Origin of the sequence: Methylobacterium sp. NFXW15 (assembly GCF_049887755.1) — a bacterium.
Classification (GTDB): domain Bacteria; phylum Pseudomonadota; class Alphaproteobacteria; order Rhizobiales; family Beijerinckiaceae; genus Methylobacterium.
Map to the genome: position 1 here is coordinate 41024 of NZ_JAGEKG010000012.1, position 24613 is coordinate 65636.

Annotated in this window: 20 protein-coding genes and 1 pseudogene; 9 read left to right on the forward strand and 12 right to left on the reverse strand. The window is 67.1% G+C overall.

The features are described 5' to 3' along the window. Positions 1-6 precede the first annotated feature (6 nt). On the reverse strand, positions 7-1752 hold the full coding sequence (locus tag J4O73_RS21185) for an ATP-binding protein (RefSeq protein ID WP_426220613.1): 1746 nt from the start codon (positions 1750-1752) through the stop codon (positions 7-9). 54 nt (positions 1753-1806) lie between these two features. Continuing rightward, on the reverse strand, positions 1807-2439 hold the full coding sequence (locus J4O73_RS21190; RefSeq protein WP_426220615.1) for a PAS domain-containing protein: 633 nt from the start codon (positions 2437-2439) through the stop codon (positions 1807-1809). A gap of 274 nt (positions 2440-2713) precedes the next feature. Between J4O73_RS21190 and J4O73_RS21195 the strand changes: the two genes are divergently transcribed. Together J4O73_RS21195 and J4O73_RS21200 are read left to right on the forward strand one after the other, a co-directional pair. Continuing rightward, positions 2714-2989: a hypothetical protein gene (locus tag J4O73_RS21195; protein WP_426220616.1), complete on the forward strand. Its 276-nt coding sequence runs from the start codon at positions 2714-2716 to the stop codon at positions 2987-2989. A 215-nt stretch (positions 2990-3204) separates the two neighbouring features. Further along, complete coding sequence (locus J4O73_RS21200) at positions 3205-3750, forward strand: PAS domain-containing protein (RefSeq protein ID WP_426220618.1); 546 nt, start codon at positions 3205-3207, stop codon at positions 3748-3750. Positions 3751-3807: 57 nt separating this feature from the next. On the opposite strand, the gene J4O73_RS21205 is transcribed toward J4O73_RS21200, so the two are convergent. Next, a complete protein-coding gene (locus tag J4O73_RS21205) occupies positions 3808-6465 on the reverse strand; it encodes a PAS domain S-box protein (RefSeq protein ID WP_426220620.1) in 2658 nt (885 codons plus the stop codon). Positions 6466-6649: 184 nt separating this feature from the next. Beyond that, on the reverse strand, positions 6650-7630 hold the full coding sequence (locus J4O73_RS21210) for an HWE histidine kinase domain-containing protein (RefSeq protein ID WP_426220622.1): 981 nt from the start codon (positions 7628-7630) through the stop codon (positions 6650-6652). Positions 7631-8261: 631 nt separating this feature from the next. Here J4O73_RS21210 and J4O73_RS21215 point away from each other — a divergent pair. Next, positions 8262-8894: pseudogene (locus tag J4O73_RS21215) on the forward strand (tyrosine-type recombinase/integrase). 470 nt (positions 8895-9364) lie between these two features. Here the strand turns inward: J4O73_RS21215 and J4O73_RS21220 are convergent. Next, on the reverse strand, positions 9365-9502 hold the full coding sequence (locus J4O73_RS21220) for a hypothetical protein (protein WP_426220624.1): 138 nt from the start codon (positions 9500-9502) through the stop codon (positions 9365-9367). A gap of 327 nt (positions 9503-9829) precedes the next feature. Between J4O73_RS21220 and J4O73_RS21225 the strand changes: the two genes are divergently transcribed. Continuing rightward, positions 9830-11347, forward strand: a complete 1518-nt coding sequence (locus J4O73_RS21225; RefSeq protein ID WP_426220626.1) for a hypothetical protein — start codon at positions 9830-9832, stop codon at positions 11345-11347. A 140-nt stretch (positions 11348-11487) separates the two neighbouring features. On the opposite strand, the gene J4O73_RS21230 is transcribed toward J4O73_RS21225, so the two are convergent. After that, positions 11488-12241 (reverse strand): IS5 family transposase gene (locus J4O73_RS21230; RefSeq protein ID WP_426220628.1). Its coding sequence is split into 2 segments (ribosomal slippage): positions 11488-11911 and positions 11910-12241, totalling 756 coding nucleotides; the frame shifts between segments, so codons are not numbered across the junction. 73 nt (positions 12242-12314) lie between these two features. After that, positions 12315-13475, reverse strand: coding sequence for a helix-turn-helix transcriptional regulator (locus J4O73_RS21235; RefSeq protein ID WP_426220629.1), 1161 nt, complete (start codon positions 13473-13475; stop codon positions 12315-12317). Between the two features lie 300 nt (positions 13476-13775). On the opposite strand from J4O73_RS21235, the gene J4O73_RS21240 reads away from it, so the two are divergent. From J4O73_RS21240 to J4O73_RS21255, 4 genes are all read left to right on the forward strand, one after another. Next, entirely contained in the window at positions 13776-14051 is a 276-nt protein-coding gene (locus tag J4O73_RS21240) for a hypothetical protein (protein ID WP_426220631.1), read from the forward strand. Next, on the forward strand, positions 14036-14788 hold the full coding sequence (locus J4O73_RS21245; protein ID WP_426220633.1) for a hypothetical protein: 753 nt from the start codon (positions 14036-14038) through the stop codon (positions 14786-14788). Before J4O73_RS21240 ends, J4O73_RS21245 begins: the two co-directional genes overlap by 16 nt. A 261-nt stretch (positions 14789-15049) precedes the next feature. After that, on the forward strand, positions 15050-17269 hold the full coding sequence (locus J4O73_RS21250; protein ID WP_426220635.1) for a HEAT repeat domain-containing protein: 2220 nt from the start codon (positions 15050-15052) through the stop codon (positions 17267-17269). Positions 17270-17455: 186 nt separating this feature from the next. Further along, the gene (locus tag J4O73_RS21255; RefSeq protein ID WP_426220637.1) at positions 17456-18301 is read left to right on the forward strand and encodes a hypothetical protein; all 846 of its coding nucleotides are present in this window, start codon (positions 17456-17458) and stop codon (positions 18299-18301) included. 762 nt (positions 18302-19063) lie between these two features. Here the strand turns inward: J4O73_RS21255 and J4O73_RS21260 are convergent. From J4O73_RS21260 to J4O73_RS21270, 3 genes are all read right to left on the reverse strand, one after another. Next, a complete protein-coding gene (locus tag J4O73_RS21260; RefSeq protein WP_426220639.1) occupies positions 19064-20086 on the reverse strand; it encodes an efflux RND transporter periplasmic adaptor subunit in 1023 nt (340 codons plus the stop codon). Further along, the gene (locus J4O73_RS21265; protein ID WP_426220641.1) at positions 20070-21770 is read right to left on the reverse strand and encodes an ABC transporter ATP-binding protein; all 1701 of its coding nucleotides are present in this window, start codon (positions 21768-21770) and stop codon (positions 20070-20072) included. The genes J4O73_RS21260 and J4O73_RS21265 overlap by 17 nt, the downstream gene beginning before the upstream one ends. Before the next feature lie 265 nt (positions 21771-22035). Next, positions 22036-22314, reverse strand: coding sequence for a hypothetical protein (locus J4O73_RS21270; protein WP_426220643.1), 279 nt, complete (start codon positions 22312-22314; stop codon positions 22036-22038). A 336-nt stretch (positions 22315-22650) separates the two neighbouring features. On the opposite strand from J4O73_RS21270, the gene J4O73_RS21275 reads away from it, so the two are divergent. Further along, complete coding sequence (locus J4O73_RS21275) at positions 22651-23547, forward strand: LysR substrate-binding domain-containing protein (RefSeq protein WP_426220645.1); 897 nt, start codon at positions 22651-22653, stop codon at positions 23545-23547. 49 nt (positions 23548-23596) lie between these two features. Here the strand turns inward: J4O73_RS21275 and J4O73_RS21280 are convergent, their stop codons facing one another. Next, positions 23597-24367: a potassium channel family protein gene (locus tag J4O73_RS21280; RefSeq protein ID WP_426220647.1), complete on the reverse strand. Its 771-nt coding sequence runs from the start codon at positions 24365-24367 to the stop codon at positions 23597-23599. Between the two features lie 28 nt (positions 24368-24395). Continuing rightward, positions 24396-24572: a hypothetical protein gene (locus J4O73_RS21285; RefSeq protein ID WP_426220649.1), complete on the reverse strand. Its 177-nt coding sequence runs from the start codon at positions 24570-24572 to the stop codon at positions 24396-24398. Positions 24573-24613: the final 41 nt, after the last annotated feature.

A 24613-nucleotide genomic window follows, 5' to 3' on the forward strand; every position in this document is an offset into this window, starting at 1 on the left:
CCACCCTCACCGAAGCTCCCGGTTGCGGCGACGCGTCCCCGCGTCCTGCACGGCCCGGCGAAGGATGCGTGACAGGTCGGCCACCGAGTACGGCTTGCGCAGCAGGTCGAAGCCATGGGTGCCCTCGGCGGCCAGCACGTCGCTGTAGCCGGAGGTCAGGACGACGGGCATGTCGGGGCGCCGCCGACGGATCTCGCCCGCGAGCTCGACGCCGTTCATCCCCGGCATCATCACGTCTGAGAACACCACCTCGAACCGGTAGGGGATGCGTTCGATCTCGCCCAGCGCCTGGTGCCCGTCCTTGGCCCAGACCGTGGAATAGCCGAGCTCGCTCAGTGCCTGCTGGGCGAAGGCCCCCACTTCGAGGTTGTCCTCCACGACGAGGACGCAGGTGCCATGCCCCTCCGCCAGTTCCTCCGGCTCATCCGCTTCCCGCACCTCTTCGGCAGGGGCGACGCGCGGGAGGTAGAGCGTGAAGGTCGTGCCGTCGCCGGGCGCGCTCTCGACCGTGATCTCGCCGCCGGACTGCTTGGCGAAGCCGAAGACTTGGCTGAGCCCGAGGCCGGTGCCCTGGCCGATGGTCTTGGTCGTGAAGAACGGCTCGAAGATGCGCTCCAGGTTCTCCGGCGCGATGCCGGTGCCCGTGTCGGAAATTGAGACCGCGACGAAGTCCCCGCGACGGCGGGGGTGCGCCCGCACGGCCGGGACCAGGTTCGCCCGGCGGAGCCGGATGCGCAGGTGGCCCTCGCCGTCCATCGCGTCGCGGGCGTTGACCACGAGGTTCACCAGGGCGGTGTCGAACTGGCTCGGGTCGGCGTTCACGTGCAGGTCGCGGCTCTCGCCTTCCGGCAGGTCGAGTTCGACGTGGACCCGGGACCCGGTGAGCGTGCCGACCATGTCGGAGACCGCCGCCACGGCGCGGTTCACCGCGAAGGTCTCGGGCCTGAGCGCCTGTCGGCGGGCGAATGCGAGAAGCTGGCCCGTGAGCTTGGCGGCGCGGTCGACGGTATCGGCGATGGCGCCGACGTAACGGACGCGACGCTCCTCGGCGAGGTCGGGTCGCTTCAGCAGGTCCGTCGACGACTTGATCACCGTCAGCAGGTTGTTGAAGTCATGGGCGACGCCGCCGGTGAGTTGCCCGACCGCCTCCAGCTTCTGGGACTGGCGGAGCTGCTCCTCCAGGGCCCGCCGTTCGGTGACGTCGCGGCCGGCGGCGTAGAAGCGGTCGCCCGTCGGGATGGCGTTCCACGAGAACCAGCGGTGGCCGCCGTCGCGCGTCCGGACGCGCACGTCGACGTCGTCGATGGCGTCCCCGGCGCTGACCCGTTCGAACGCGTGCGCCGCGGCGTCCCGGTCGTCCGGGTGGACGAGGGCGTCGAAACGGGCGCCCACGACGTCGGAGAGGTCCCATCCCAGCGTCGCGGTCCAGGCGTCGTTCGCGGAGTGGAAGATGCCGTCGAAGCCGCAGACGACGAGCAGGTCGCGGCTGGCGCGCCAGACGAGGTCGCGCTCGGTGGCCTTCTCCTCCGCCGTCGCCCGGAGCGTGGTCTCGGCCCGGCGGCGGTCGGTGATGTCGTTGAACAGGACGGCGACACGGTGCTGCTCGGGCTCGCCGACCCGCAGGGCGTGGACGTCGAACCAGCGGCCGAGGGCCACCGCGCCGCTCTCGAACCGCACGGGATTCCCGGTCAGCGCGACCTGCCCGTAGGTGTCGTACCACGAGCGCTCGTGGGCGGGTGCGAGCTCGCTCATCCTGCGTCCGACCACGTCGCGCAGCCCCGTCTGGATCTCGAAGGCCGGGTTCACCTACACGAAGCGGTAATCGACGGCGCGCCCGCGCGCGTCGAAGCGCATCTCGATGATGCAGAACCCGCTGTCGACGGCGTTGAACAGGGCGCGGTAGCGGGCCTCGCTCTCGGCGAGCACGCCCTCGGCGGTGCGGAACCGGGTGACGTCGAGTTGGCTCGCGAAGAAGTAACGAAGGTGGCCGTCCGGGTCGAAGACCGGGCTGACGTACAGCTCGTTGCGGAAGGGCGTGCCGTCGCGGTGGTAGTTCAGGATCTCTACGACGACGTCGCGCCGGGCGGCGATGGCGTCGCGAACCTTGGCGATGTCGGCCGGGTCGGTGCGCGGTCCTTGGAGGAACCGGCAGTTGCGCCCGATCAGCTCCCCGGCGTCGTAGCCGCACAGGTTCTGGAACGCCCGGTTCGCGAAGACGATGAGGTTGTCGGGCAGGTTGGGGTCCGTGATGATCTGCGGCATGCGGGTCTTCTCCGCCGCCGTGAACAGCAGGTCGGCGGAGGCCGCCGAGGTGCGCTGCCCCTGGCCCGGTCGCCGCAGGCCGTCGCCCCGGGACGCCTCCAAGCGTGCCTCAAGTTGCGCGACGCGGTCTTCGAGCTCTCGCTCGCGCCGTCGCAGCCTCTCGTTCTCGGCGTCCATGGCCCCCTCGGTCACACGGGTGGATAGCCCCGGCGGCGGCGGGGGACAACGCCGGACTTGGCATGCGGCCCGGTCGCGACGCCGCGGCCGGAAACCCCGGGCTTCGGTCGGGACCCGGGTCGCCTCGACGGTGGGGCGCCGCGCGGAAGGCCCGTCCCGGGCTCCCCCGAGGAAGACAGCTTAGCTGACGGAACGGGGCGGATGCCGTGCCGTTCCCTGTTCCTGGCCGCCGTCGACCCGACGTCGGGCCGGCAAAGATGATGCGAGGACGCCCATGAAGAAATCTCTGTTTGCCGCCGCCATCCTGGCGACCCTGGGGGCCCTCTCGGTCGCCCCCGCTTCCGCCGCCCCCGGCTTGGTCGGCGCGGTCGAGGCACCGACCGCCGTAACCGAGGTCCGGATGGACGGCATGCACGGCCACCGCGGCCACATGATGGGTCACCGCCACATGCGCGGTCACATGATGCGCCATCACCGCGGCCACCGCATGATGCACCACCACCACATGCGCGGCCGCATGATGGGCCATCACCGCGGTCACCGGATGTGACGGCTCACCCGCCTCGGTCGATAAGCGGCTGAGTGGGTGACGGGCGGCGGGATTTGCCAAGCGGGTCCCGCCGCAACTCTCTCGGCGGGGATGCCACGGAGTCCTCGGTGGCTGTCGGGCTAACGATGCCGTCGGGCGGCTTGTCGGTTCGCCGCTTGTCTAACGCCGGCGGAACGATACTGTCTTCGGGTGTTCGCCCAAGCCGAGGCCGGCCGATGATCTTCGTCACGGACGCGGACGGTAGCTGCGTCTACGCCAGTCCGGAGTGGACGACGCTGACCGGCCAGGAGGTTGCCGACGCCCTGGGACGTGGATGGCTGGCCCGGGTCCATTCCGACGACAGGACCGTTGTCGAGGAAACCATGTCCGTCGCTGTCCGTCGCGGCGAGGAGTTCAGCGTCCGGTACCGGCTGATCAAGCCGGATGGCGCCCTCCGCTGGGTCGGGGCCGGCGGCGTCCCCTCGTTCGGGATGCATGGGGATGCATTCATCGGCCATCTCGGCACGGTGACCGAACTGGCCGAGGGCGCGACGGACACGATCACGGCCTACGGCAACATCGAGCGCTTCGTGCCGCCGGTGCCACATCCGAACACCATGCCGAGCTCCCGCCTCGACCAAGTCGCCGATCACCTGCTCCTCGCCCATTCGCTGATCGAGGTCGACGGCGGCAAGGAGGCGCTGCCCGACCTCCGCAACGCACTGTTCAAGATCGGCCGGGCCCTGGCCGCCAGGATGGGGGAACCGAAGCGACTGAACTGATCCGCCCCGAGGGCAGATGCTCCCCGGGACGATGCCCGGTCCGGGGAACGGGGCGCGTTACGCGGCTGCCTCGTCGCCGCGTGTCTCCTGCATCGCGGCGAGCGGTGCTTCCAGCCGGCAAGTCAGGCCTGTCGGGGCGTAGGTCAGCCTGACCTCGCCGCCGACCTCGGACGCGAAGCTGCGCTCGATCAGGCGGGAGCCGAAGCCGCGCCGGGTCGGCTGCGCCAGGATCGGAGGGCCGCCCTGCTCGGCCCAGGTCAGGGAGAACCGGGGGGCACCGCCCTCGTGCACCACGTGCCAGCGCAGGTCGACGCTGCCGGCCTCCACGGACAGGGCCCCGTACTTGGCCGCGTTCGTCGCGAGTTCGTGCAGGGACAGCGCCAGCGCGAGGGCCGCCTTGGCGGACAGGGGGACGTCCGGCCCGCTGGCGCGGATGCGGGAAGCGGCCGCCCCGCGATGGACGGAAAGGGCCCCCTCGACGACCTCGGCGATGGGCGCCTCCGTCCAATTCGCCTGGGTCAGGATGTCGTGCGCCCGACCGAGCGAGATCAGGCGCGCGGAGAAGGCCTCGTGCGCCACCTCGGCACCGCCGACGTTCCGGAACGTCTGTGCGGCGATGGCCTGGACCATGGCCAGGGTGTTCTTCACGCGGTGCTGCAACTCGCCGGTGAGAAGGCGCTGGTGCTCCTCGGCGCGCTTGCGCTCGCTGATGTCGAACATGGCTCCGATCATCCGCACCGCCTTTCCGTCCCGGTCACGGATGACGTTGCCGCGGTCGAGGATGTCCGCATAGGTGCCGTCGGCGCGGCGGAACCGGTACTCGTCCATCCAGCCCGTCCCCGTGCCGTCGATGACCCCGTGGATCGAGCCTTCGACCCGGGTGCGGTCGTCGGGATGGATGTGGGCGATCCACCAGTCCCCGGTCGGCTCGACGGCGTCCGGCGCGTATCCATGGGCGGTATGGAGCGCCTCGTTCCAGAGGACGTGGTTCGTGGCGAGGTCCCAGTCCCAGATCGCGTCGTTGGTGGCCCGGGCGGCCAGACGGTAGCGTTCCTCGGCCTCGCGCACCGCCTCCTCGGCACGCTTGTCGGCGGTGATGTCGCGCGCGGTGCCGATGAGGCGGATCGCCCGCCCGTTCTCGAAAAGGGTCTGGCCCTTGGCCGACACCCAGCGCTCGGTCCCGTCCTCAGCGGCCACGGTCCGGTAGGAAACGTCGTACGTGCCGCTCCCCGCCGGATCGAGGGCCGCGTTCACCGCCTCGGTGGCGAGGTCGCGGTCGGCGGGGTGGACGCGTGCGAGATAGACATCGAGGTCGACATGCGCGTCCGGCCCCAGGCCGAAGAAGGACTTGGTGCGGGCGTCCCAGACGAGGTCGTCCGCGACGAGGTCGTAGTCGAAGATGCCGGTGGCGGTCGCATCCACCGCCAGCCGCAGTTGCTCCCGGGTCCTGAGCAACCCGTCCTCGGCCACGCGGCGGTCGTGGATGTCGAGCGACGTGCCGATCCAGCTCGCGACCGCGCCGGCCTCGTTCATCACCGGCCGCGCCCGCGACAGGAACCAGCGGTACCGGCCGTCGGAGCTGCGCAGGGGGAACTCGATCTCGTAGGGCTGTCCGGAGGCGACCGCGGCCGCCCAGGCCTCCCGCACGGGTTCCAGGTGGTCGGGATGGATGGCCTCCCCCCAGCCGACCCGGCCGGCCTCGTCCTGAGGCAGGCCCGTGTACTCGTACCAGTAGGCGTTGCAGTAGGTGACCGTGCCGCCCGCGTCCCCGAACCAGACGACCTGCGGGCTGACCTCGACGAGCGATCGGTAGCGGAGCTCGCTGGCCTCTAGCGCGGCGTTCGCCTCGCGCTGGTCGGTGCGGTCGCGCAGGATCTTGATGAAGCCGACGGTCTGGCCGGCCTCGGTCCGGAGCGGCATCATCTCGCCGGACGCCCAGAACCGGGTGCCGTCCTTGCGCAGGTGCCAGCGCTCGTCGTCGCCGGCGCCGAACTCGCAGGCGAGGCGCATCTCGGTCCCGGCCCTCCGGCGTTCGCGGTCCTCGGGCGTGAAGAAGGTGTCGGCGGGCTGCCCGAGCATCTCGGCCTCGGTCCAGCCCAGGATGCGCTCGGCGCCGGCGTTCCATCGGGTGATCCGCCCCTCGGGGTCGGTGGCGATGATGGCGTAATCGATGGCGCTGTCGAGGATGCGCTCGTGCAGCAGCCGCTGCTCGGCCTGCTCCCTGAGGGAGCGGCGCAGTTCCATCTGAGCCATGGCCTGGCGGGCGAGGCGCATCAGGCCCTTGCGCTGCCGCTCGGTGAGCGCGTGCGGCTTGGTGTCGAGCACGCACACCGTGCCGACCGGGTGGCCCTCCGCCGTCTTCAGCAGCGCGCCGGCGTAGAAGCGCAGGCCGGGCTCGCCTCGGACCAGGGGGTTGCAATCGAAGCGGGCGTCGCGGGTCGCGTCGGGAACGTACAGGAAGTCCTCCTGCAGGAGGGCCTGCCGGCAGAACGAGCTCTCAAGTGGGGTCTCGCGGACGCCGAGGCCAACCTCGGCCTTGAAGAACTGACGCCCGTCGCCGACGAGGTTGACCACGGCGATGGGCGTCTCGCACAGCTCGGCGGCGGCCTCCGCGATCTCGTCGAAGTCCTGCTCCCGCGGGGTGTCGAGCAGGCGATAGCTGTCCAGCGCCCGGAGGCGCGCGTTCTCGTCCGCGCTGTTGCGACTGGGTTCCATCACACGGGCAGGCTGCAGGTATCGGCGGGGCTTCGAGCCGGAAATATGGTAGCCCGGCGCGCTGGCCCGGCTACCCGTCTATCAGGCCGTGCGCGGGGCGTCCCTACGGATTATCGAAGCGCCCCGGATGCATTGTCGACCGTGAGGAGCCGTGGACGACCCATCCCCGTCGGGTCTGGCAAAATCACTGCGCTTGGCGCCGCCCAAGCGGGAGCCGGACATCTATCCGCAAACCGTCGTCGTCGAATGCGATCTCGACCTCGGCCGCAACCTGCGCCGTCAAGATCTTGCTCAGGAGGCGCGTCCCGAACCCCTCCCGCGTGGGAAGCGCCGGCGGAGGCCCGTCATGCTCGTTCCAGGTCCAGGCCATCCACGGGCCGTCCGGACCGTCCGCGACCGACCACGATACGACGACGCGCCCGTCCGGATGCCCCAGCGCGCCGTGGCGCAGGGCGTTGGTGGTCAACTCGTGCAGGGCCATGCTGACCGGCACCGCGAGGTCCGAGGGCAGCTTGAGACGTGGCCCTTCAAGCCTGATCCGGCCGCCCTCGTTGTAGGCGTCTAGTTCGGCCCGCAGCAGGCCCTCGAACGATGCGACCTGGGCCTCGTCCTCGGTGATTAGCGCATGGGTGCGGGCCAGCGACACGATGCGGCCGCCGAAGGCCCGCGAGAACTCGGCCATGGTGACCGACGAGCGCATCGTGGCGTTCAGGACAGCCTGGACCGTGGCCAGGGTGTTCTTCACCCGGTGATGGAGCTCGCGCACCATCAGCGCCTGCCGGTCCTCGAACGCGCGCCGCTCGGTGACGTCGCGCTGGGCGGAGACCCAGTTGGTGATGCGTCCGCCCCCGTCCCTGACCGGGGTGATCAGCCACTCGACCATGTAGGTCGACCCGTCCTTGCGGTAGTTCAGCGCCTCGCCCTGGAACGGCTCGCCGGCCATCAGCGATGCGCGGGTCCTGTCCAACGCCGCCCGGTCGGTGCCCTCGCCTTGAAGGAAGCGCGGGCTGCGACCGACCACCTCTCGTGCATCGTAGCCAGTGAGCCGGGTGAATGCTGGGTTGGCGTAGACGATGATCGGCCCGGGCTCGTCGAGGTCGGCCGTGGTGATGAGGATGGCCTCGCCGGTCGCCTCGACCGCGGCTTGGAGGAGCCGCAAGTCCACCCCGCCCGAACCATCGTTTGCTACCGACACCGCAAAACCCCCAACCCTGGCCGTCGCTGAAAACCCGGTGTCCCAAATGACTTAGGGCGGGTCGACGTTACGCATGACAACCCATTCGCGATATTGCGGTTGCCAACAGACCAGGCGAGTTCAAATGGGCGTCGGCGGTCTTAATCCGCAGGATGAGATCGCCGGCGGGGCATGATGGCCGAACACCTCGACGACATCGGCGTGCACTTCTTGGGGACTTCGCGCCCGAGAAACGGGATGGCGCAGCCGGGTTATTCGTCGTGCCCGTGCCGCGTTCGGCCATGGTCGCGTCGGTTAGCCAGTGCATTCCGTCTGACTACTATGGGGTGCTGCCGCACCGCGTTCTCAACAGCGGTGAGATCTAAGCGCTGGCGCTGCATCCCTACCGCGTGCGCGAGATCAAGGAATGCCAGTCCGCTGGTAGCCAACATGATGCCGAGGATGCACATGACGGACCCATGTCCGCTTTCGAGAGCCGCGTGTCTCTTCGTGAATGGCTGAGTTGGGTCGCCAGCGGAACGTCCGCATACGGCCTGATCAACGGAGCATCAGTTCGGGTGTCTCCTCGCCTCGTCGGCATAGGCCGGCGAGGAGATAGACGATGGGACATTCTGCACACGATCCGGCCGTCAAAGGACGGCCGGCCTGGAATGCTGGACGCAAGCTTGGCGCCAAACGGGCCCTCAAACCTCAGCAGGTCTGGGCCATCCGGTTCTGGCTCGACCGCGAACGGCGCACACGCGACCGGGCAATGTTCGACCTTGCCATCGACAGCAAGCTGCGCGGCTGCGACATCGTCAAGCTAAAGATCGGCGATCTCGTCAGTGGCGGCCGCGTTCGTAGCCGGGCCATCGTTATCCAGCGCAAGACCGGCCGACCGGTGCAGTTCGAATTGCTCGAACCCGCACGTACCAGCATCCTCGCATGACTGGAGGCCAGGAGTGGTACGCTCGACGACTACGCTTTCCCCAGCAGGCTCGACGGGGTCACGCACATCAGCACCCGGCAGTATGCGCGCTTGGTCGATGAGTGTGTCACAGGCATCGGGCTGCGCAGCGAGGATTATGGCACCCATTCCCTCCGCCGCACGAAGGCATCGTTGATCTACAAGCGAACCGGCAACCTACGTGCCGTCCAGATCCTGCTCGGCCATACCAAGATCGAGAGCACGGTCAGATACCTCGGTGTCGACGTCGAGGATGCCCTGACCTCGGCAGAGGGAACTGAGATTTGAGCGTTTGGCCCCTCGGCTTTTAGGTCGAGGGGCTTCGGAACCGGACTGGCAGCAAAGCGCCCACGCCGGTCATCCAATCCGCGTGAAGCCATCCCAGAAGCAGATGCAACTATTCGACGCCAGCGCATTCGTATGAGGGGACCCGCGGGATTTGTCGGCCCACCATCTCAGTACCGAATGATCCGCCCTGCTTGCTTCAGCGTGTAGGGCGAGCTCGGCAGGTGCAGCGCGTCGCCCACGCACTGACGGACGATGCTTCGGTCCTGATGATCTGATGTGATGCCGGTCAGAGGTCGCTCAGCCCCCGATCCCAGTTCGGCGTCGGCGCACAAGGAGCCAACAGTGCGTCCATGAGCATGAGGACAACAGCCGGCACGGACTGGACGCCCATACACAGGGCATTGCGCGTCCGTCTGAATACGGATTGGCGCTCCCGCGGCAAAGAAACCGCGGGCCGAACGTGGCTCATCCTAGATGGTGTAATCGGCGATGCCACCGCTGGGCAGGACTTCGCAGATAGTCGGCACCCAACTCGGCGACTTGATCGGAATGATCGAGGCTTCCGAGGTCGGCGGAGCGACGAGGCTGGTCGCCACAAACAGGGTCAATGTGCCCCCCGATCGGGTGGGGACCAGCGAATTCATCGACATTATACACGTCGCTCTTCTCAAGTGCGAAGATGCGTCCGGGGGTTACGGTGCGGGGTGAAGCATCGCGAGGGTTGTGGATGGATCGACGGAGCATCGTCGGCCGCAACCGCAGTCAACGGAAGGCGCCCGTCGTCGAGATGGCACGGCGCTCGGGCGAGATCGGCCCATCCATCGCGCGGGGATAGTGGCGACGTATGTTCCGGGGGGAGGTACACCCTGTCTAGCAGTCGGCTCACGGTCTTCGCGGCCATCCTGATCCCGAGCGCGGCGATGCCCGCAGCGTCCATGTCGGTCGTTCAGGGCGAGGACGCGGCATTCCTGAAGACAATGGGCGAGCAGTCGGTGCGCGTCCTGTCCAAGGACGGATACGACACGACCTTCCGGATGCGGATCCCGAACACGTTCCGTGCGGTCACGCCGGCCACGCGTGAGAAGGCCGCCTCGTACACCTACGGCACCGCCGAGAAGGTGACGTCCAGCTTCACGATCAGCTTGGCGGTCGGCTGGGACGCGCCGTCGTGGATGAGGCTCATCAAGGAGCAGGCGATCACGCGGGTCGATGAGGAGCACATCGCCGAGAACGCGTTCTACCTTGCCGGGCCGCACAAGACGCTCAGCGGAAAAAGATTCATCGTCTACGGCGAACGTACGGGCGAATGCGCCAGATGCACGGTCGTCGTCCAGATCGCCACCGATGATGAACCGAGCAAGACGCGATATTGGACGAAATTCTTGAATTACGCTCGGAGGAGCGGGGTCGTCGTCCGCATCGAGCAATCGAGCTTCAACGACCGTCGGGTCGGCGACACCTACGCCAGCAATCCTGATATGCGGGCCGGCGATCCGGGCGTCGCGGCCGAAACGCTGGCTGGGATCATGATGTGGGAGGCCTCCACACCGGCGCGCAATGAGCAGGAACACATATACGACGCGTGCCAGGCCAACTGGGACCGAGCCGACCTGAGTGCCAAGGCGGCCTCGGGCTCGGTCGCAATGTTCGGCGGCAAGGCGGCCTCGGGATACCGTTGCTGGTGGGGGAGCGGTTACGCCAATCAGGCAGCTGCGCTCGACGCCGTCAAGGCGAGCTGCCACGCCGGGGGCGTACGGGATTGCCACGTGGTCGCCTGGGACCGTGGGGTCCGCGAATGGGTGGCGCAACAGGCGCGGCGCGCCCTCGCGGACCGCGACGCGGAGTACCGCCGCGACGAGAACGCCCGCCTGAACGGCTTCAATGCCAACCGCGTCCTCGCGACGAGCTCGACCGGTTGGCGGTCCCCCTCGCAGGGGATCTACGACTCCTGCGTCGACATCTGGAACCTGCAGGGCTACCGGTCGAAGGACAACTACAAGGCTATCGCCGGCGGGATCGTCGGAGATCGGGGACAATGTTTCTCCGTGTGGGGGCGGGCTTCGCAGAACGAGGCCACCGCCGACGCCGAGAGGAACTGCGCGCAGGCCGGTGTGAGCGATTGTTACAGGTTTGCGCTCGGCAATCGCCTGTCGGACTGGGTGTTAGAGGAGGAGGGACGGGTCGATCGTCGCGGGTCCGGCGGGTCCGGCGACGTGTCGAGCTTCCTCGGCGGCCTTCTCTCAATCGGATCGGCTGCCCTGCAGGGCTACGCTGCCGGACACGGCGGCGGTTTCTCCGGCGGGGGGGCCTCGGGTGGCACACGCAGCTGTCCGCCGGGCTCCTACGCGGCCTCTAATGGTTACGGCACCGCCTTCTCGTGCCATCCCTACGCAGCCGGCGCCCCGACTGGCAATGCCCCGTCCAACCGGAGCGGCATAAGCGGCGGCCGGTAGAGCGCCCGGCGCCGAGGGCGCGCGGCGGCGAGGGCTTCGGGGCCCGCCTCGATCGGGAACGGAGGGGCCTCCCCCGAGACCGGCCGCGGGACGGCCTCACGTCGCGCGGGATCAGCCGCTCCGGCGATTAGCGTCCGGACTCATAACCAATAGCTGACAGTGGCGGTGAGGCAGACGGCGGCGAGATAGTTGATCGCCAGACGGTCGTAGCGGGTGGCGATGCGGCGGAAGTCCTTGAGGCGGCCGAACATGCGTTCGATGGCGTTACGCCCTCGATAGAGTGCGGGGGAGAAGCACGGCTTCCAGCGGCGGTTGATCTTGGGCGGGATGTTGGGTGCGGCCCCGGCCGCCTCGATCTGCCGCCGAATGGCGTCGCTGTCGTAGCCCTTGTCCGCCAGCACGATGCGGCAGGCGGGCAAGCGTTCGAGCAGCAGCGCGCCAGCCTTGCAGTCGGCGGCCTGTCCCCCGGTCAGCAGGAACGCGAGCGGACGGCAGAAGCGGTCGGTGAGGGCGTGGATCTTGGTCGTGCGCCCGCCCCGCGAGCGACCGATGGCTTGGCTCTGCTCCCCCCTTGCCCCCCGCGGCGCAGCGATGGGCCTTCACGGCGGTGGAGTCGATCAGCACCTGAGAGGGCGGCCCGCCAGCTCGGGCCAGCGTCTCGAACAGCTCGACCCAGATCCCCTTGGCCGCCCAGCGCACGAAGCGATTGTAGAGGGTCTTCTTCGACCCGTAGATCTCGCGCGGCGCGTCCGTCCAGCGCCCTCCAGATTTGAGCACGTGGACGATGCCGCTGATCACGCGCCGGTCGTCCACGCGCTCCTTGCCCCGTTTGTCGTTTGGCAGAAGCGGTGCGATCCTCGCAAACTGCTCGTCCGTCAGCCAGAAATGATCCATCGGCCCCTCCCACAGGAGCCGTGAATCACACCCAAGCCGTCCGCGCCACCGTTATGGGTCCGGACGCTAGTTCTCACAGCCATCCCGCCTCGCCGTCCGCCCCCCGGAGCTTGGTGAGCAAGACCACCAATTCGGCCTGCCGCGAGATCCCGAGCTTGGCGAAGATCCGCTTGAGATGGAAGCGCGCCGTCTCGTAGCCGATCCCGAGATCCGCCGCGACGGCGGGCAGCGGGCGTGCGCCGTCCATGGCCAGCGCCACGCGCAGTTCCGCCGGCGACAGGCCGTAGCGCTGCACGAGGTGCCGCGCCACCTCCGGCGGGCCGCAGCAGGGCTGCATCACCACGAGTGCGGCCTCGCCCGCGGTGAGCCACGAGGTCAAGCCGAGCGTCCGCGACACTTCGGGGCGCAGGCCGAGGATCGTCAGCGCGAAGCGCCCGAGAGGGGTTTCGATCCTGAGGCCGCCCGCCGGCTCGCTTATGGGGTTGCCCGCGCAAGCTGCGCGGAGCCCCGCGTGGAAGATCCGGTCCAGCCGCGGGTCGGCCAGTCGGATTCGGTCGGACGCGCCCGCGCGGAGGACGCCCGCCGAGACCAGTTCCGACGCGGCGGCGTTGACCTCCAGGAGCCTGCCGTCGCGCGCGGCGACTAGGATCGGCTCCGATACGGCCCCCAGTAGAGGGATGGTTCCGGCCCGCCACCGGGTTATGGCGTGGATGCGACCGGCGCGTAGCGCGCGCTCGATGCGCGGCGCGAGCGCGACGAGCACTCGCGTGGCGTCCGGGTTGACCCGGTCGGCGCGGCGGGCGTCGTAGCTCAGCGTGAGCGCACCGAACCGGCCGCCGCCGTCCAGCAGCTTGACGCCCGTCGAGGCGTCGGCGTCTCCGACGTGCCGGAGCCAATCCTGATAGAACGCGCTCCGGCGAAACTCGGACGGGGCAAGCACCCGATCCGAGAACAACGTCGTCATCGGTCGGGCCCGCAGCAGCGCCGGGACCCACGGGTTGATGGCGCCGTAGTGCTTCGCGTACGCGTCTAGGTCACGGGCGTCCCACCCCGCGGCGACCGCGGGGGCGGCGCGGCCCAGGGCGGGATCCACGACCTGCAGCGCGACGCGTGTGCCCGGCAGGTCGCGCGCGAGCGCGTCCACGACTTCCTGCCACCGTTCGAGGTCGAACGCGGCCAGATCGACCAGCGCACCGAGGTCCTCGATCGCAGCGTGTCTATCCGTGGCGGCCATCCTGTTCGTGTCATCTCCTGGACGATCCGCGCGGGTCGGGCCGGCCCCGTCTCTCGCCAAGCCCGATCGCCGCTGTCCCCCTGCGGCGCGGCGATCGGGGACCGACGCTTTCCGAGACAGAAGTCTATCGAAGAGGTGGCGACGCTGCACTGCCTTTCTCGAGGCCATCCACCCATTCGGGTGGCGAACGCCCGCGCGAGCGCAGGCATCTTCGCTTCAGCGGGCGGTCACCGGACCGGACGACGGGCGAGACAGCGGTCTACCCAGGGTCGCGACCGACCGGCGGTGTGGGAGATCAATATGAAGCGGGCGCTCATCGCGTTGATCGTGGGATTGTGCAGCACGCCGCTCGCGGCCCAGGATGGGGCGAGTCGGGACGGCCGCTTCCGGATGGCCGAATCACCCCTGTGTCCCACGGCCTACCAGAACGCCGAGCAGTGCCACAGGAACTGGAAGGACATCGGCGGCGGATCGAGCGGTCAGGCTGGGTCCTTCCGCGAGTGCCTGCAGGTCTACTGCAACGCCATGATCGCGGGCGGATGCGCACGGATGCCGTCGGGATGCGACGAGATCTAAGCCCTCGGCCCGCGCGGCGCTCGCCCGGGCCGATCCGGGGCCTCGCCTGGACCGCGGCGATCCTCCTCGGGCAGGCCGGCCCGGCCCGCGCCCTCGACTGTGCCGACACGATCACCCGGGCCGTCGCGGCCTGCGTGGCGGAGTCCGGCCTAGCCTCCGCCCGCGCGTGTCGGGCGCAGGCGGAGGCTAGGGGCTGCGGCGCCTCCGGGCAGAGCGGGCCCGACATGAAGGCCGCCTGCGCCCGCGAGAACCGGGGCAACGTCGACTGGGTGTTTGTCGATGCGGGCGCGCAGGCGCGGTTCCGGGCGTTTCTCGCCGGTGGACGCGTGCCCTTCGACGCGCTCATGGCGGCGCAGGGCCACAACCCCCCTGTCCAGCAGAGCTTCCTGCGCTGCCGCGGCTGGGTCGAGGCTTACCTGGAGGGCCGCGGGCCGGAGGATCGCCCGGACGACGCCCCGCTCGGGCCCGAGGCCTGCCGCTGCGCTTCAGTGGTGCCGACCGGCGGCGGGGGCTTCGGCGAGCGGGGCCGGGAGTACCGCATCACCAACGCGTGCTCGGCGCTGGCGATCGCCGTCCAGTTCGTGGACGCGGCCAACACCGCGCGTACCGCGTGGACGCAGGCCGGCGAGCTCGCGCCCGGCGGCGGCGCGACGGTGGCCGCCCCCGCCTACGATGTTCCGTCGATCCGGGCGGTCGAGGTCAAGCGCGGGAGCGCGTCTCGAACCTGCGTCTACTGATCGCCCGCACGTCGAGATCATGACCTCCGAAAACGTATGGGCCCGGCACAGCCATAGAATCAGATATCTTTGTGGAGAATGACTAGAACGGCCCGCGAGTCGAACAGGCGATGCGCCATGGTCGGGCCGTTCACATCCGGAGGATCGGATTGCATCATCTTTCGCGGCCTAATTTTCGTCCATCGATGGCAAATAACTAACAGTCATATCTGCTTGCGACGAAATCACCTCGGCGAACGATGGGCCATGCGAGAGGAAAAAATGACGCGACAGGTGCCCGACAGGCTCGAACTGGATACCGGATCCTATTTCGTATACCCCGGATATCCACTCTTGCCGCCCGGGCATCCGCGCTGGGACTACTGTGAGTTCAGCCGAACGACCAGCACTGCAAACTACAGGGGCTACACCGCCACATGGTCGATCGCAGGAGACCAGCTCGCCTTACAAGGGTTCGGCGGAGAGGCGGAAGACGGCTTCGGCCCGAGCGTCAGGAGCAGGCGACCCCGACGGCTGATCGGCCTGCTCGACGTCCATGAGGTCGATACGCCGGTGCCGGCCTCTTGGATCTCCGGCGATCTCTTCTGCCCATCGGGCCGCGCCGAGGGCACCGGCTGGGACGATTTTATTCCCGAAGAGTTCCTCCTGTTCAGGGTCGTGCGCGGCAGGGTGATCGTGCGCATGTCGGCGCCGAACACAGGGCGCGTTCCGGACGAGTATTTCCGCGACGCGACGGCCCTGCTGGATCGGTTCGCCGCCGAGGAGGGCGGCTCCGACCCGGATACCGCACCGGGGCCGATAGAAGGGCTTGGGGAGTTGTTGTGCGATTCCAAAGGAACGGTTGCCAGCCGGCGGCTCGCCGGCTTGCTCTGGCATGCGGGCGCGGCCGATCTGGGGGCTCTGGTCACGGCTCTGACGTCGACTCAGGATCGCGACGTCCTGAGGTGGATCGGCTACGCGCTAAATAGGATCGGGCCGGACGCCGCGGCGGCGGCCCCCGATCTCATGCGCGCGCTAACTGCGACCGATGACGCGGAAGTCGCTGGGGCCATGGCGTACGCCCTTGCCGGCATCGGGCCGGCCGCGGCGCCCGTCTTCGCGCCAATGATACCGCTCGTCATCGCCCGGTGCGGTCGGCGATCGGACCGGCAACTCGAACTGTTCGTCGACAACCTGGAACCCGCCGGCCCGCCGGTGCTCGATGTGCTGATCGCCGGCATGCTGGCGGCCCAGGCAACCAAGATCGCCTACGACATCGCCATCGCCATCGGCGGGATGGGCCTGCCCGCCGTCCTGCCGCTTTACGCGGCTCTCGCGAGCGCCGACGAAGACGGGCAGAGGTCGGTGCTCGCCCGTGCGCTCGGTCGGGTCGGTCCGGATGCCGGCATGGCGTTGGACCTGCTTCTGGACAGACTGCGACAGGCTGGTGACGATGATGCTCGTAGGGACATCGCGAGAGCCGTGACCGAGATCGGCCTGCGGTCGCCGGCCGATCTTTCTGCCCTTCGTGAGGTCTACCGGGCCACGGACGACGTGTATGTGCTCCGGCAAATCACCGCTGCCGCCGCGACACTCGGAACAGAGGCGCTGGGCTTCTTCCTCGAGGAATTCGAAGCCGGCGCTCCCGCCGTCAGAATCCTGATTGCGAAGGTGCTCGGCGATTTCGGCAAGGAGGCAGCCGCAGCCGTCGGTGTTCTCGCCCAGGCGGCGGCGGGCTCGACTGACCGCGAGCTGCTCGACGCGCTCGCACAAGCCCTGGGGAAGATTGGAGCGCCCGCAGATTTGCTCTTCACCGCAAGGATCATGGCGCTCCGGCATGCGCGGAACAGTTCCTGGGATGGGGATGGTCTCATCGGGATGCAGAAGGCGCTCGATGAAGGCCTGCGGCCGCCCGAACACGAGGTCCAGGAGCTTGTCGCTGTTCTCATCAAATCATGGGACACGACAGTCAAACGCCAGATCGGCAGTATGCTGGGCACGATCGGGAAGCCAGCGGTCGAGCCGCTTCTAAGCGCGCTGGATCAGGTTCAGCATGCGGAGACGCGAAGCGTGATCTTCTATGCGCTAGGGCTGATCGGCGAACCGGCGCAGGCCGCCATAGATGAAGTCGTGATCGCTTTGTCGAAGGCAGACAACGATCGCCTCCGCTTACAACTCGTCGACGATCTCATCCGCATGGGCCAGCCAGACGAGAGGCACATGGCCACGCTCGTCGACGTGCTCGTTCGGTCATCGTTCAGTCCGGTTTGGTGGCGCCTAGGCATCGTCCTCGCAGGCTTCGGGGCGCCAGCGGTCATCACACTCGTCCAGGTTCTGGATCATGCATCGGAAGATGGGCTGTGCGCTGCTATGGAGAACGCACTCCTTGAAGTCGCCGCCAACGACGCTGCTGCCCGTGCTGCGTTTCTTGCAGCCGTCCGACATGTGGCGCGCCCTCGGACGAAGAAGGCGATACAAGTTTCCTTGAATCAATCTCGTTAGTATTGAATTGGTCGAAAAAATGATAACATTTTAGCAAGACTTATTTAATACAGGCAGCAAAGAGCGCACTATTTTACCAAATCAAAAATTTATTTATATATAGATGGTGCATGAGAGCTATTGTCTTTGAGTAAAATCCGATATAAATATTGCGATAGAATGGTATACGAAAGTTCGAGCAAAGCCATGTACCGTCTACCGATCTTAGCTGCAGCTTTGTTTATGAACCTTGGAGCGATCGCAGAAGCTGCACCTGATTCAAATTGTGTGAAGCGATTCGTCGGCGTCTGGCGTCATAGCGGAGGCGGAACGAGTAATATTGCCACGCTGACAGCCGATGGAGCAGCCACCTGCAGCGGCAACATCGGCTGTCAACAGGGTACGTGGAGCTGCCAAGGTAATGTGATGAATTATGTGAATTCTTCAGGCAGTTGGAACTACACGCTTATATCCTCCAATAAGATGGTCTTGCCGGGTGTTGGCGCGACTATGGATCGTGTGGGTGAAACCTCCGCCGAAGCGCAGTCCTCTGTCGTAGACCGCATCCTGTCCGGAAGAACACGCACGAACGCCGGTCGCGAAGATGCCGTAGCTCCCCCGATACCCGCGCAGTCAAATCGTCGGGCTCACACCGAGACAAACGCAAATTCGCCTTCGCTTGATCAGAGTATCAAAGATGGCGACGTATACATGCGATTGGGACGGAAGGCCGCCAAAAGTCACAGCATAAAGTCCCTCAGAGAGGCGGCCCAGCATTTTCGGGGTGCTGCGGAGTTCTACGCCAGTGCCTCGGATCCAGATCGGCAGCGGGAAGCTATCAAGGCTGCCGATCAAGCGGATGCGGAAGCCGAACGCCAAGCTGAAGCGCGAAAGCCGGCAAGAAAGACGCGAGCTAATGCTGCTGATTGCGCCCTCATGAACAAAACCATCAACGCGATCCGGGCTAGGACAAATTATAATGATCCTGATGAGGTTAATAAAGCAAATGAGGTTGAGCAACTCGCGGCGATGAAAGGATGTTTCGCCAATTAGTGGCTTAGCGCTGCAGCGACAAGACGGCGTCTGTCAGTCGAACCTTGAGGTGATTCGACGCCGGTTGGACATCCTCGAAGCGGCGGGGGATATCATGCGGAGATGGCCGACGTGCTATCTTTGCAGTACCCGTTCCATCATGCAGTGATGGGGGGGACGGGTCAACAAGTCTTGGACGGTGTCGCAGCTGCTACCGATTATCTGGAGCGACGTCAGCCGACTTCTCCGCAACTGGCGAGACGAGTCAATTTGCTGGAGGCTCCAGATACCGATCTGAAGGGCGCTATGGATCGGCGTCGAACCATCCACTCATCACAAATGCTGACAAAACCTGCATAAAGACAATAAAAAATTTCTATTCCCGATGCGAACACAATCGGGTCCGATCGTGACACCATCCTTCGGGAAATTCCAGCCGTCGATTTAATGAGTTAAGCCAATCCTCGGACGGGCTCATGTTTCAAAGCCGATCCACAGCCGCGAAATAAGTTGCCAAACGGCCGAGGATCAACTGCTTTCGGGGAGCGCTGTTGGCTATCGAAATGGCTGGCTCGGGTCGTTAGGAGGCTGTCCGCTTTTCAAGCGAACCTGCCTGAAACCGGACCAGCTGCTTACGGCCAGATCCCGTCGCGCTGGCCGACGACTTTGAATGACCGGGGCGGGTGGGTTTGCGACCGACTGCCTTCGGACGCCGAACTCAAAAAGCGGACACGCAATGTAAAAAGGCATTTTCCCTCTGCTCGACACATCAATTTCGGTCATTCAGGCCGGGTTTCGAGAAGTCCGCGGAAACTCCAACGGGAAGTTGTTGAGGATGCGCCAGAGTTCGTAGCCCACTGACACCGTCTCCATTCGTATCCAGCCACGCGCCTTGGCACCGAGCGGGATGAAGTCGACGTCCGGCCATCTGGCTTGGTCGGGGTCCTGCTCGACCAGCACGCGGAACAAGCCGGTCGGCTGGGCGGAGGGGTCGACAGTTCGCACCCGCCCGTCGAACATGCCGTGGGCCACCGAGGGCCAGCCGCTGAACTGGATCGCGGGCCAGCCCTCGAAGGCGAGGCGCACCGTCTGGCCGGGCCGGATCAGGGCGACGTCCCGCCCGTCGATCATCAGCTCGACGACGCGCTCCGGCGCATGCGGTGCGAGGGTGGCGAGCGTATCCCCCGCATTGACCAGCGTGCCGGCCGCCGCGGCGTTGATGTGCAGGATGCGACCGTCCCTCGGCGCGCGCACGAGTTGCGCCGACTGGCGGTTCACGGTCACTTCGAGCCGGCTGAGCTTGGCCTTGGCCTCGGCCAGCTTCGCCCGTTGCTCCGCCACGCGGATCTGCGCGGCCTCGAAGTTGCGCCGGGTCACGTAGCCCTTCTCGGCGGCCTCGCGCGTCTGGCTGACCTGACTTTCCGCCACCTTCACGGCTTGATCGGCCGCCGCGATCTCGGCCTCCATCTGCTCCCGCTCGGCGGCGAGCCGCTTGAGCAGGAACGGGTCGTTGTCGACGAGACGCGCGATAGGGTCCCCGGCGCGGACCCGCTGGCCGTCCTCCACGTACCACTGCTCCACCCGGCCCTGGACCAGCGCCGTGACCGTCTGGACCCGGTCGGCGGGGTTCGGCGCGATGACGCGCCCGGTCCCCGCCGAGGTCTGCACCCAGGGCACGTACAGAAGAACCAGGACCGCGAGGACGGTCCCGATCCCGATGATCCAGCCGAGGGCGACCATCGCGCGCGGAGGCCGGATCGCGGTCAGGGTCGGGAAGCGATGGAGGTGTTCAGGCCGCGACAGCATGGGTCCTCTTCCTCGGCATCGCCTTGTCGAGCAGTTCCTCACGTCCGGCGGCGCGCCCGTAGCCGTGGGCACCCAGACGGATCTGACCATCATGGGCCGGCATCGGGGGGCGGCGGGTGACATGCAGCACCGTCGTGCCCGCCTCCCGGAACCCAGCGAGCGTGGCCGCCACGCGATCAGGCGGCAGCAGGTCGACGAGCGCCGACAGGACGACGAGCTTCGGGGGATGGAGGAGCAGGGCGGCCAGCTTCAGGGCGACGGCCTCGCCCGTCGAGAGCGGCGACCCGGACGCGGACAGGGGGGTGTCGAGACCGGAGGGCAGGGTCCGTATGCGCTCAGTCAGCCCGACACGCTCCAGGCACTCATGCATTCGCGCGGGGCACGAGGTGTCGCCGCCCGACAGGTACTCGCGGATGGTCGTCTCCGCGAGCGTCGGGCGATCCATGACGAGGATCTCGGACCGCAGGCCCTCCGGACCGTAAGCCGCGATGTCGGCACCCCCGACCATCACCCACCCGCACACGGGCCGGACCCTCCGCTTGGTGAGATCCGCAAGTGCCCGCTCGACCCCTTCGTCGGCGGCCACGGCGAGGATCTCGCCGCTCTCGACCGAGAAATCGAAGCGGCGGCCGTCAAGCTCGACGTCGCGCAGGCGCAGGTTGCCGTTGGCGGGACCCGGGCCGTTCCACCCGTCGTCGTCCGCCTGCTCGATCTCCTCGAACAGCGACAGTTCGTGGAGCGCAGCGACGAGGTCGTAGAAGGTCCTCGCGTGGGAGCCGAGCTGCGAGATCCCGTAGAAGGCGCTCGACAGGACGAGCTCCGCCGCCACGAGTTGCCCGAGCGACAGCTGCCCTCGCAGGATCAGCCAACCGCCCATCGCCAGGAGACCGGCGCTCGCGACCGCGTAGACTAAGAGGAAGCCGATGGTCTGCGCGAAGGTATGGCGGAAATGGCGATGGTGCGCCCGCACGTAGGCGGAGGTCACCCCTTCCGACCGGGCCAGCGCAGTCGTGAGCCGTGAACCGTGCCGGTAGAAGCCGTTCGAGCTGCCCAGGCTCTCAAGCCAGCGCGCGGTCTCGTGCTTGGCATGGCTCAGCGCCGCGCCGGACCGGACTGCCGGCCCCGCCCAGAGGAGCGCGATGCCGATGAGCACGGCGGCCACCACCAGGTTAAAGGCGAGGAAGAACGGGTGATAGAAACTCGTCAGGACCAGACCGATCCCGGACTGCAGGAGGATCGCGAAGCCGCCGACCAGGAGATGCGGGACCGCCTTCTGGACCGTCATGAGGTCGAAGAAGCGGTTGAACAGGTCACCGCGGCGGGCGTCGTCGAAATGCGGATTCCTAGCGTGGAGGGCGCGCAGGCTGATGTCCGCCACAGTCCTCGCGAACACGCGCCGCTCGAACAGCGCAAGGATGTAGATCCGCGCGGCGCTGAGCAGGACGGCGGTGAGCAGCAGGCCGAGCAGCAGCCCGGACAGGACGAACAGGGGCGCGGGCAGCGCCGTGTTGGCCACCGAGTTGATGAGGAGTTGTACCGACACCGGCACGGCGAGGCCCAGGAGCGCCACAGCAATCCCGTAGATGGCCGCCGTCCGGACGAAGCCGGCCTCGGGCTTGAGGAAACGGGTGATGAGTCCGCAGGCTTCCGCGAGCGTTAGCGGCGTGTGTTTCGTCGCATCCATTGGGGGCGGACCTTCAAGACCGAAACGAGGGCGTGCGAGGTGGGCCACGGCTCCGACACAGCTCGGGCTATCGCCTCGGAGACACGGGAAAACCGTAGAGGTGCGTGTGGCGCGGGAGTCCGCGACCGGCCAAGGAGGCCCGCTCGGCTCGTCAGCGCGAGGACCACATGCGCGATCCGCCATCAGGGGTGGCATGGCGGATCGCCTTTATGCCGGCGATTGCCGGTGGGTTGGACGGATGTCGGGTCGGGGCAGCCCACCCGCTTTAGCAGCGGTAGCCGCCCGACACCTGGCCGTACTGCTGCACCGGGAAGTTCTGCTGGTTGGCGTTGCCTTCCTGGGCAGAGCTCCGGCGGCAGCCGCCGACAGTGGGGGTCAAGATCTCACCCGGGAAGACCGAGCCGGTCGCGAGGCCGTCCCAGGTCGTCTGCGGCAGGGGTCGCGACCCTGGGCCGACACGCACATCGGCGAACGCGGCGGTGAGCGGCGCGACGCTGAGCGCGGCCACGACGGTCATGAGGGATAGCTTCTTCGACGCCTTCATCGCTTGTCTCCAAACATGCTTACGGTCGCGAGGACCTTCCCGTGGATCGAGGCCGAAGCGGACCGGCATTCGCCGGCTTTCGCTCGCCTCATCCACGACGCTGATTTGGAGCGACGAAGTTTGTTCTACAATTTCAAAAATTCAATGGAGATCATTGAAATGACAAATGTATCTCGACACACCTGATGTGGGCTTGATTGGTTTAATCCTCGTCCGCGTCATTGCCCAATAGGCGAAGTGCGTTCCATCACATGCCGCCGCTACATTTCGCTTCGGCTTGGAAAAGGCTCGATCCGTGAGCTTGAGATCCGATCCAGGCGACCTGACGTCTCGTCGATGCCCAGCCCGTCCTTGCCCTTCGACCTCGATCTGTTGCGCACCTTCGTCGCCATCGTCGACAACGGGAGCTTCACGCGGGCGGCAAACAGGCTGGGCCTGACGCAATCGACCGTCTCGCTGCAGATCAAACGGCTGGAGGACGGTCTCACCCGTCGCCTGTTCGACCGTGACGGCCGGGAACTCAAGCTGACGCCCGAGGGCGAGGTGCTGCTCACCTGCGCAAGGCAGATGCTCAAACTCGGAGCCGAAGTCCTATCCAGGATCGTGACGCCGGAACTGACGGGCCTCGTCCGCCTGGGCACGCCGGAGGACTTCGCGACCACGCACTTGTCGGAGGTTCTGGCGTGCTTCGCCCGAGCCCACCCTCAGGTCGCGCTCGAAGTGAACTGCGACTTCACGGTCAACTTGCTCGACGACTTCTCCAAGGGCCGGTACGACCTGATCCTATTCAAGCGGAAGCCGCAGGGACCGAGCGGCGGCACCAGGGTCTGGCGGGAGGTGCTCGACTGGATCGCGTCGCCCCGTCTGGTCGTCCAGGAGGGGGACCCGATCCCACTCGTGCTGTCGCCGACACCAGACGTCTATCGCAAGCGCGCCCTGTCGGCGCTCGATGCCGCCGGACGCGATTGGCGCATCGTCTACACCAGCCCGAGCCTGGCCGGATTGCAGGCCGCGGTGAAGGCCGGGCTCGGGGTCACCGTGTTACCGACGGAGATGATTCCCGAAGGCATGGTCTCGGTCTCGGAACGCCTTCGGCTGCCGAAGCTCCCCGATACCGAGATCGTTCTGTACCAGGCCCCCGGCCATCTCCCGCCGGCCGCGGAACTGCTGTCGACGACCATCGTCGCGGCGTTGGAGCCTCGGGTCGCCCCTCCGGCGGCCCTCGCACCGTGAGGACGACACGACACTTCTTCCGATCCCAAGCCTCGCCTCGGCTGCGCCGTCAGTACGCCCCCTCGTCGGGGATGTTCAGGATGTTACCGCAGGCCTTGCAGTGCACGGCATCCGGCTCGTGCCGCTGTAGACCGCAAGCGGTGCAGGGAAAGCGCACCTTGTAGGGTCGGAACACCACCTGCGCGAGGCGGAAGAACAGCGTCACACCGCAGATCATCACGAACACCGACAGCAGCCGACCTGTCGGGCCCGGCAGGGTGATGTCGCCGTAGCCCGTCGTCGTGAGCGAGGTCACCGTGAAGTACAGGGCGTCGACCGGTGTCTGGATGGCCGGATTGGAGCCGTGTTGGGTGGCGTAGACGATGCCCGTCATCGTGAACACGAACACGACGAGGTTGGTCGCGGCCAGGATGGCGTCCTCGTTGCGGCGGAACAGTTTGCTGTCCTGTCGTAGGCGCTCCAGCAGATGATAGGTCCGCAGCATGCGCAGCGTCCGCAGGATGCGCAGGAAGCCGACGCCCTCGACCAGCAGGGGGGCGAGGAACGAGGCCACCGCCACGAGGTCGGCCCAGGTGCTCAGGTGCCGGAACTCGCGCAACGGTGTCCGGCTCACGAGCAGGCGGGCGGCGAAGTCGAGGAGCACGCACAGGCCGATTGCCACGTCGCAGGCGATGATCCAGGAGCTCAAAGGCAGGAAGGACGTGACGACCACGAAGATGATGGTGGCCACGTCGAACACCAGCAGGGCGTAGCGGAAGCGGTGCGCGCGTCCGGTGTCCTCTTCGTAAAGCTCGCGCAGCGTCGCGGTGAACGTCGTCATCGGTCGTGGGGCCGGAAGGGGCTGGATCTCAGGAATCCCGCGTCATGCCGTACCCGGCCATGGCGCCCTCGGCATCCCCCGACAGCCAGGACAGCAGCATCAGCATCCCCATCCCTAGGAGCAGCACCCCGGTGAGGGCGAGGATGAGGTCGGAGAGACGGCCCTCGATGGCGCCGGGACGACGCTGCGGGAACTGACGAGGCATGATGCTTCACCTGGTCCTGGGGTGGCGGATGGGGTTGGCCG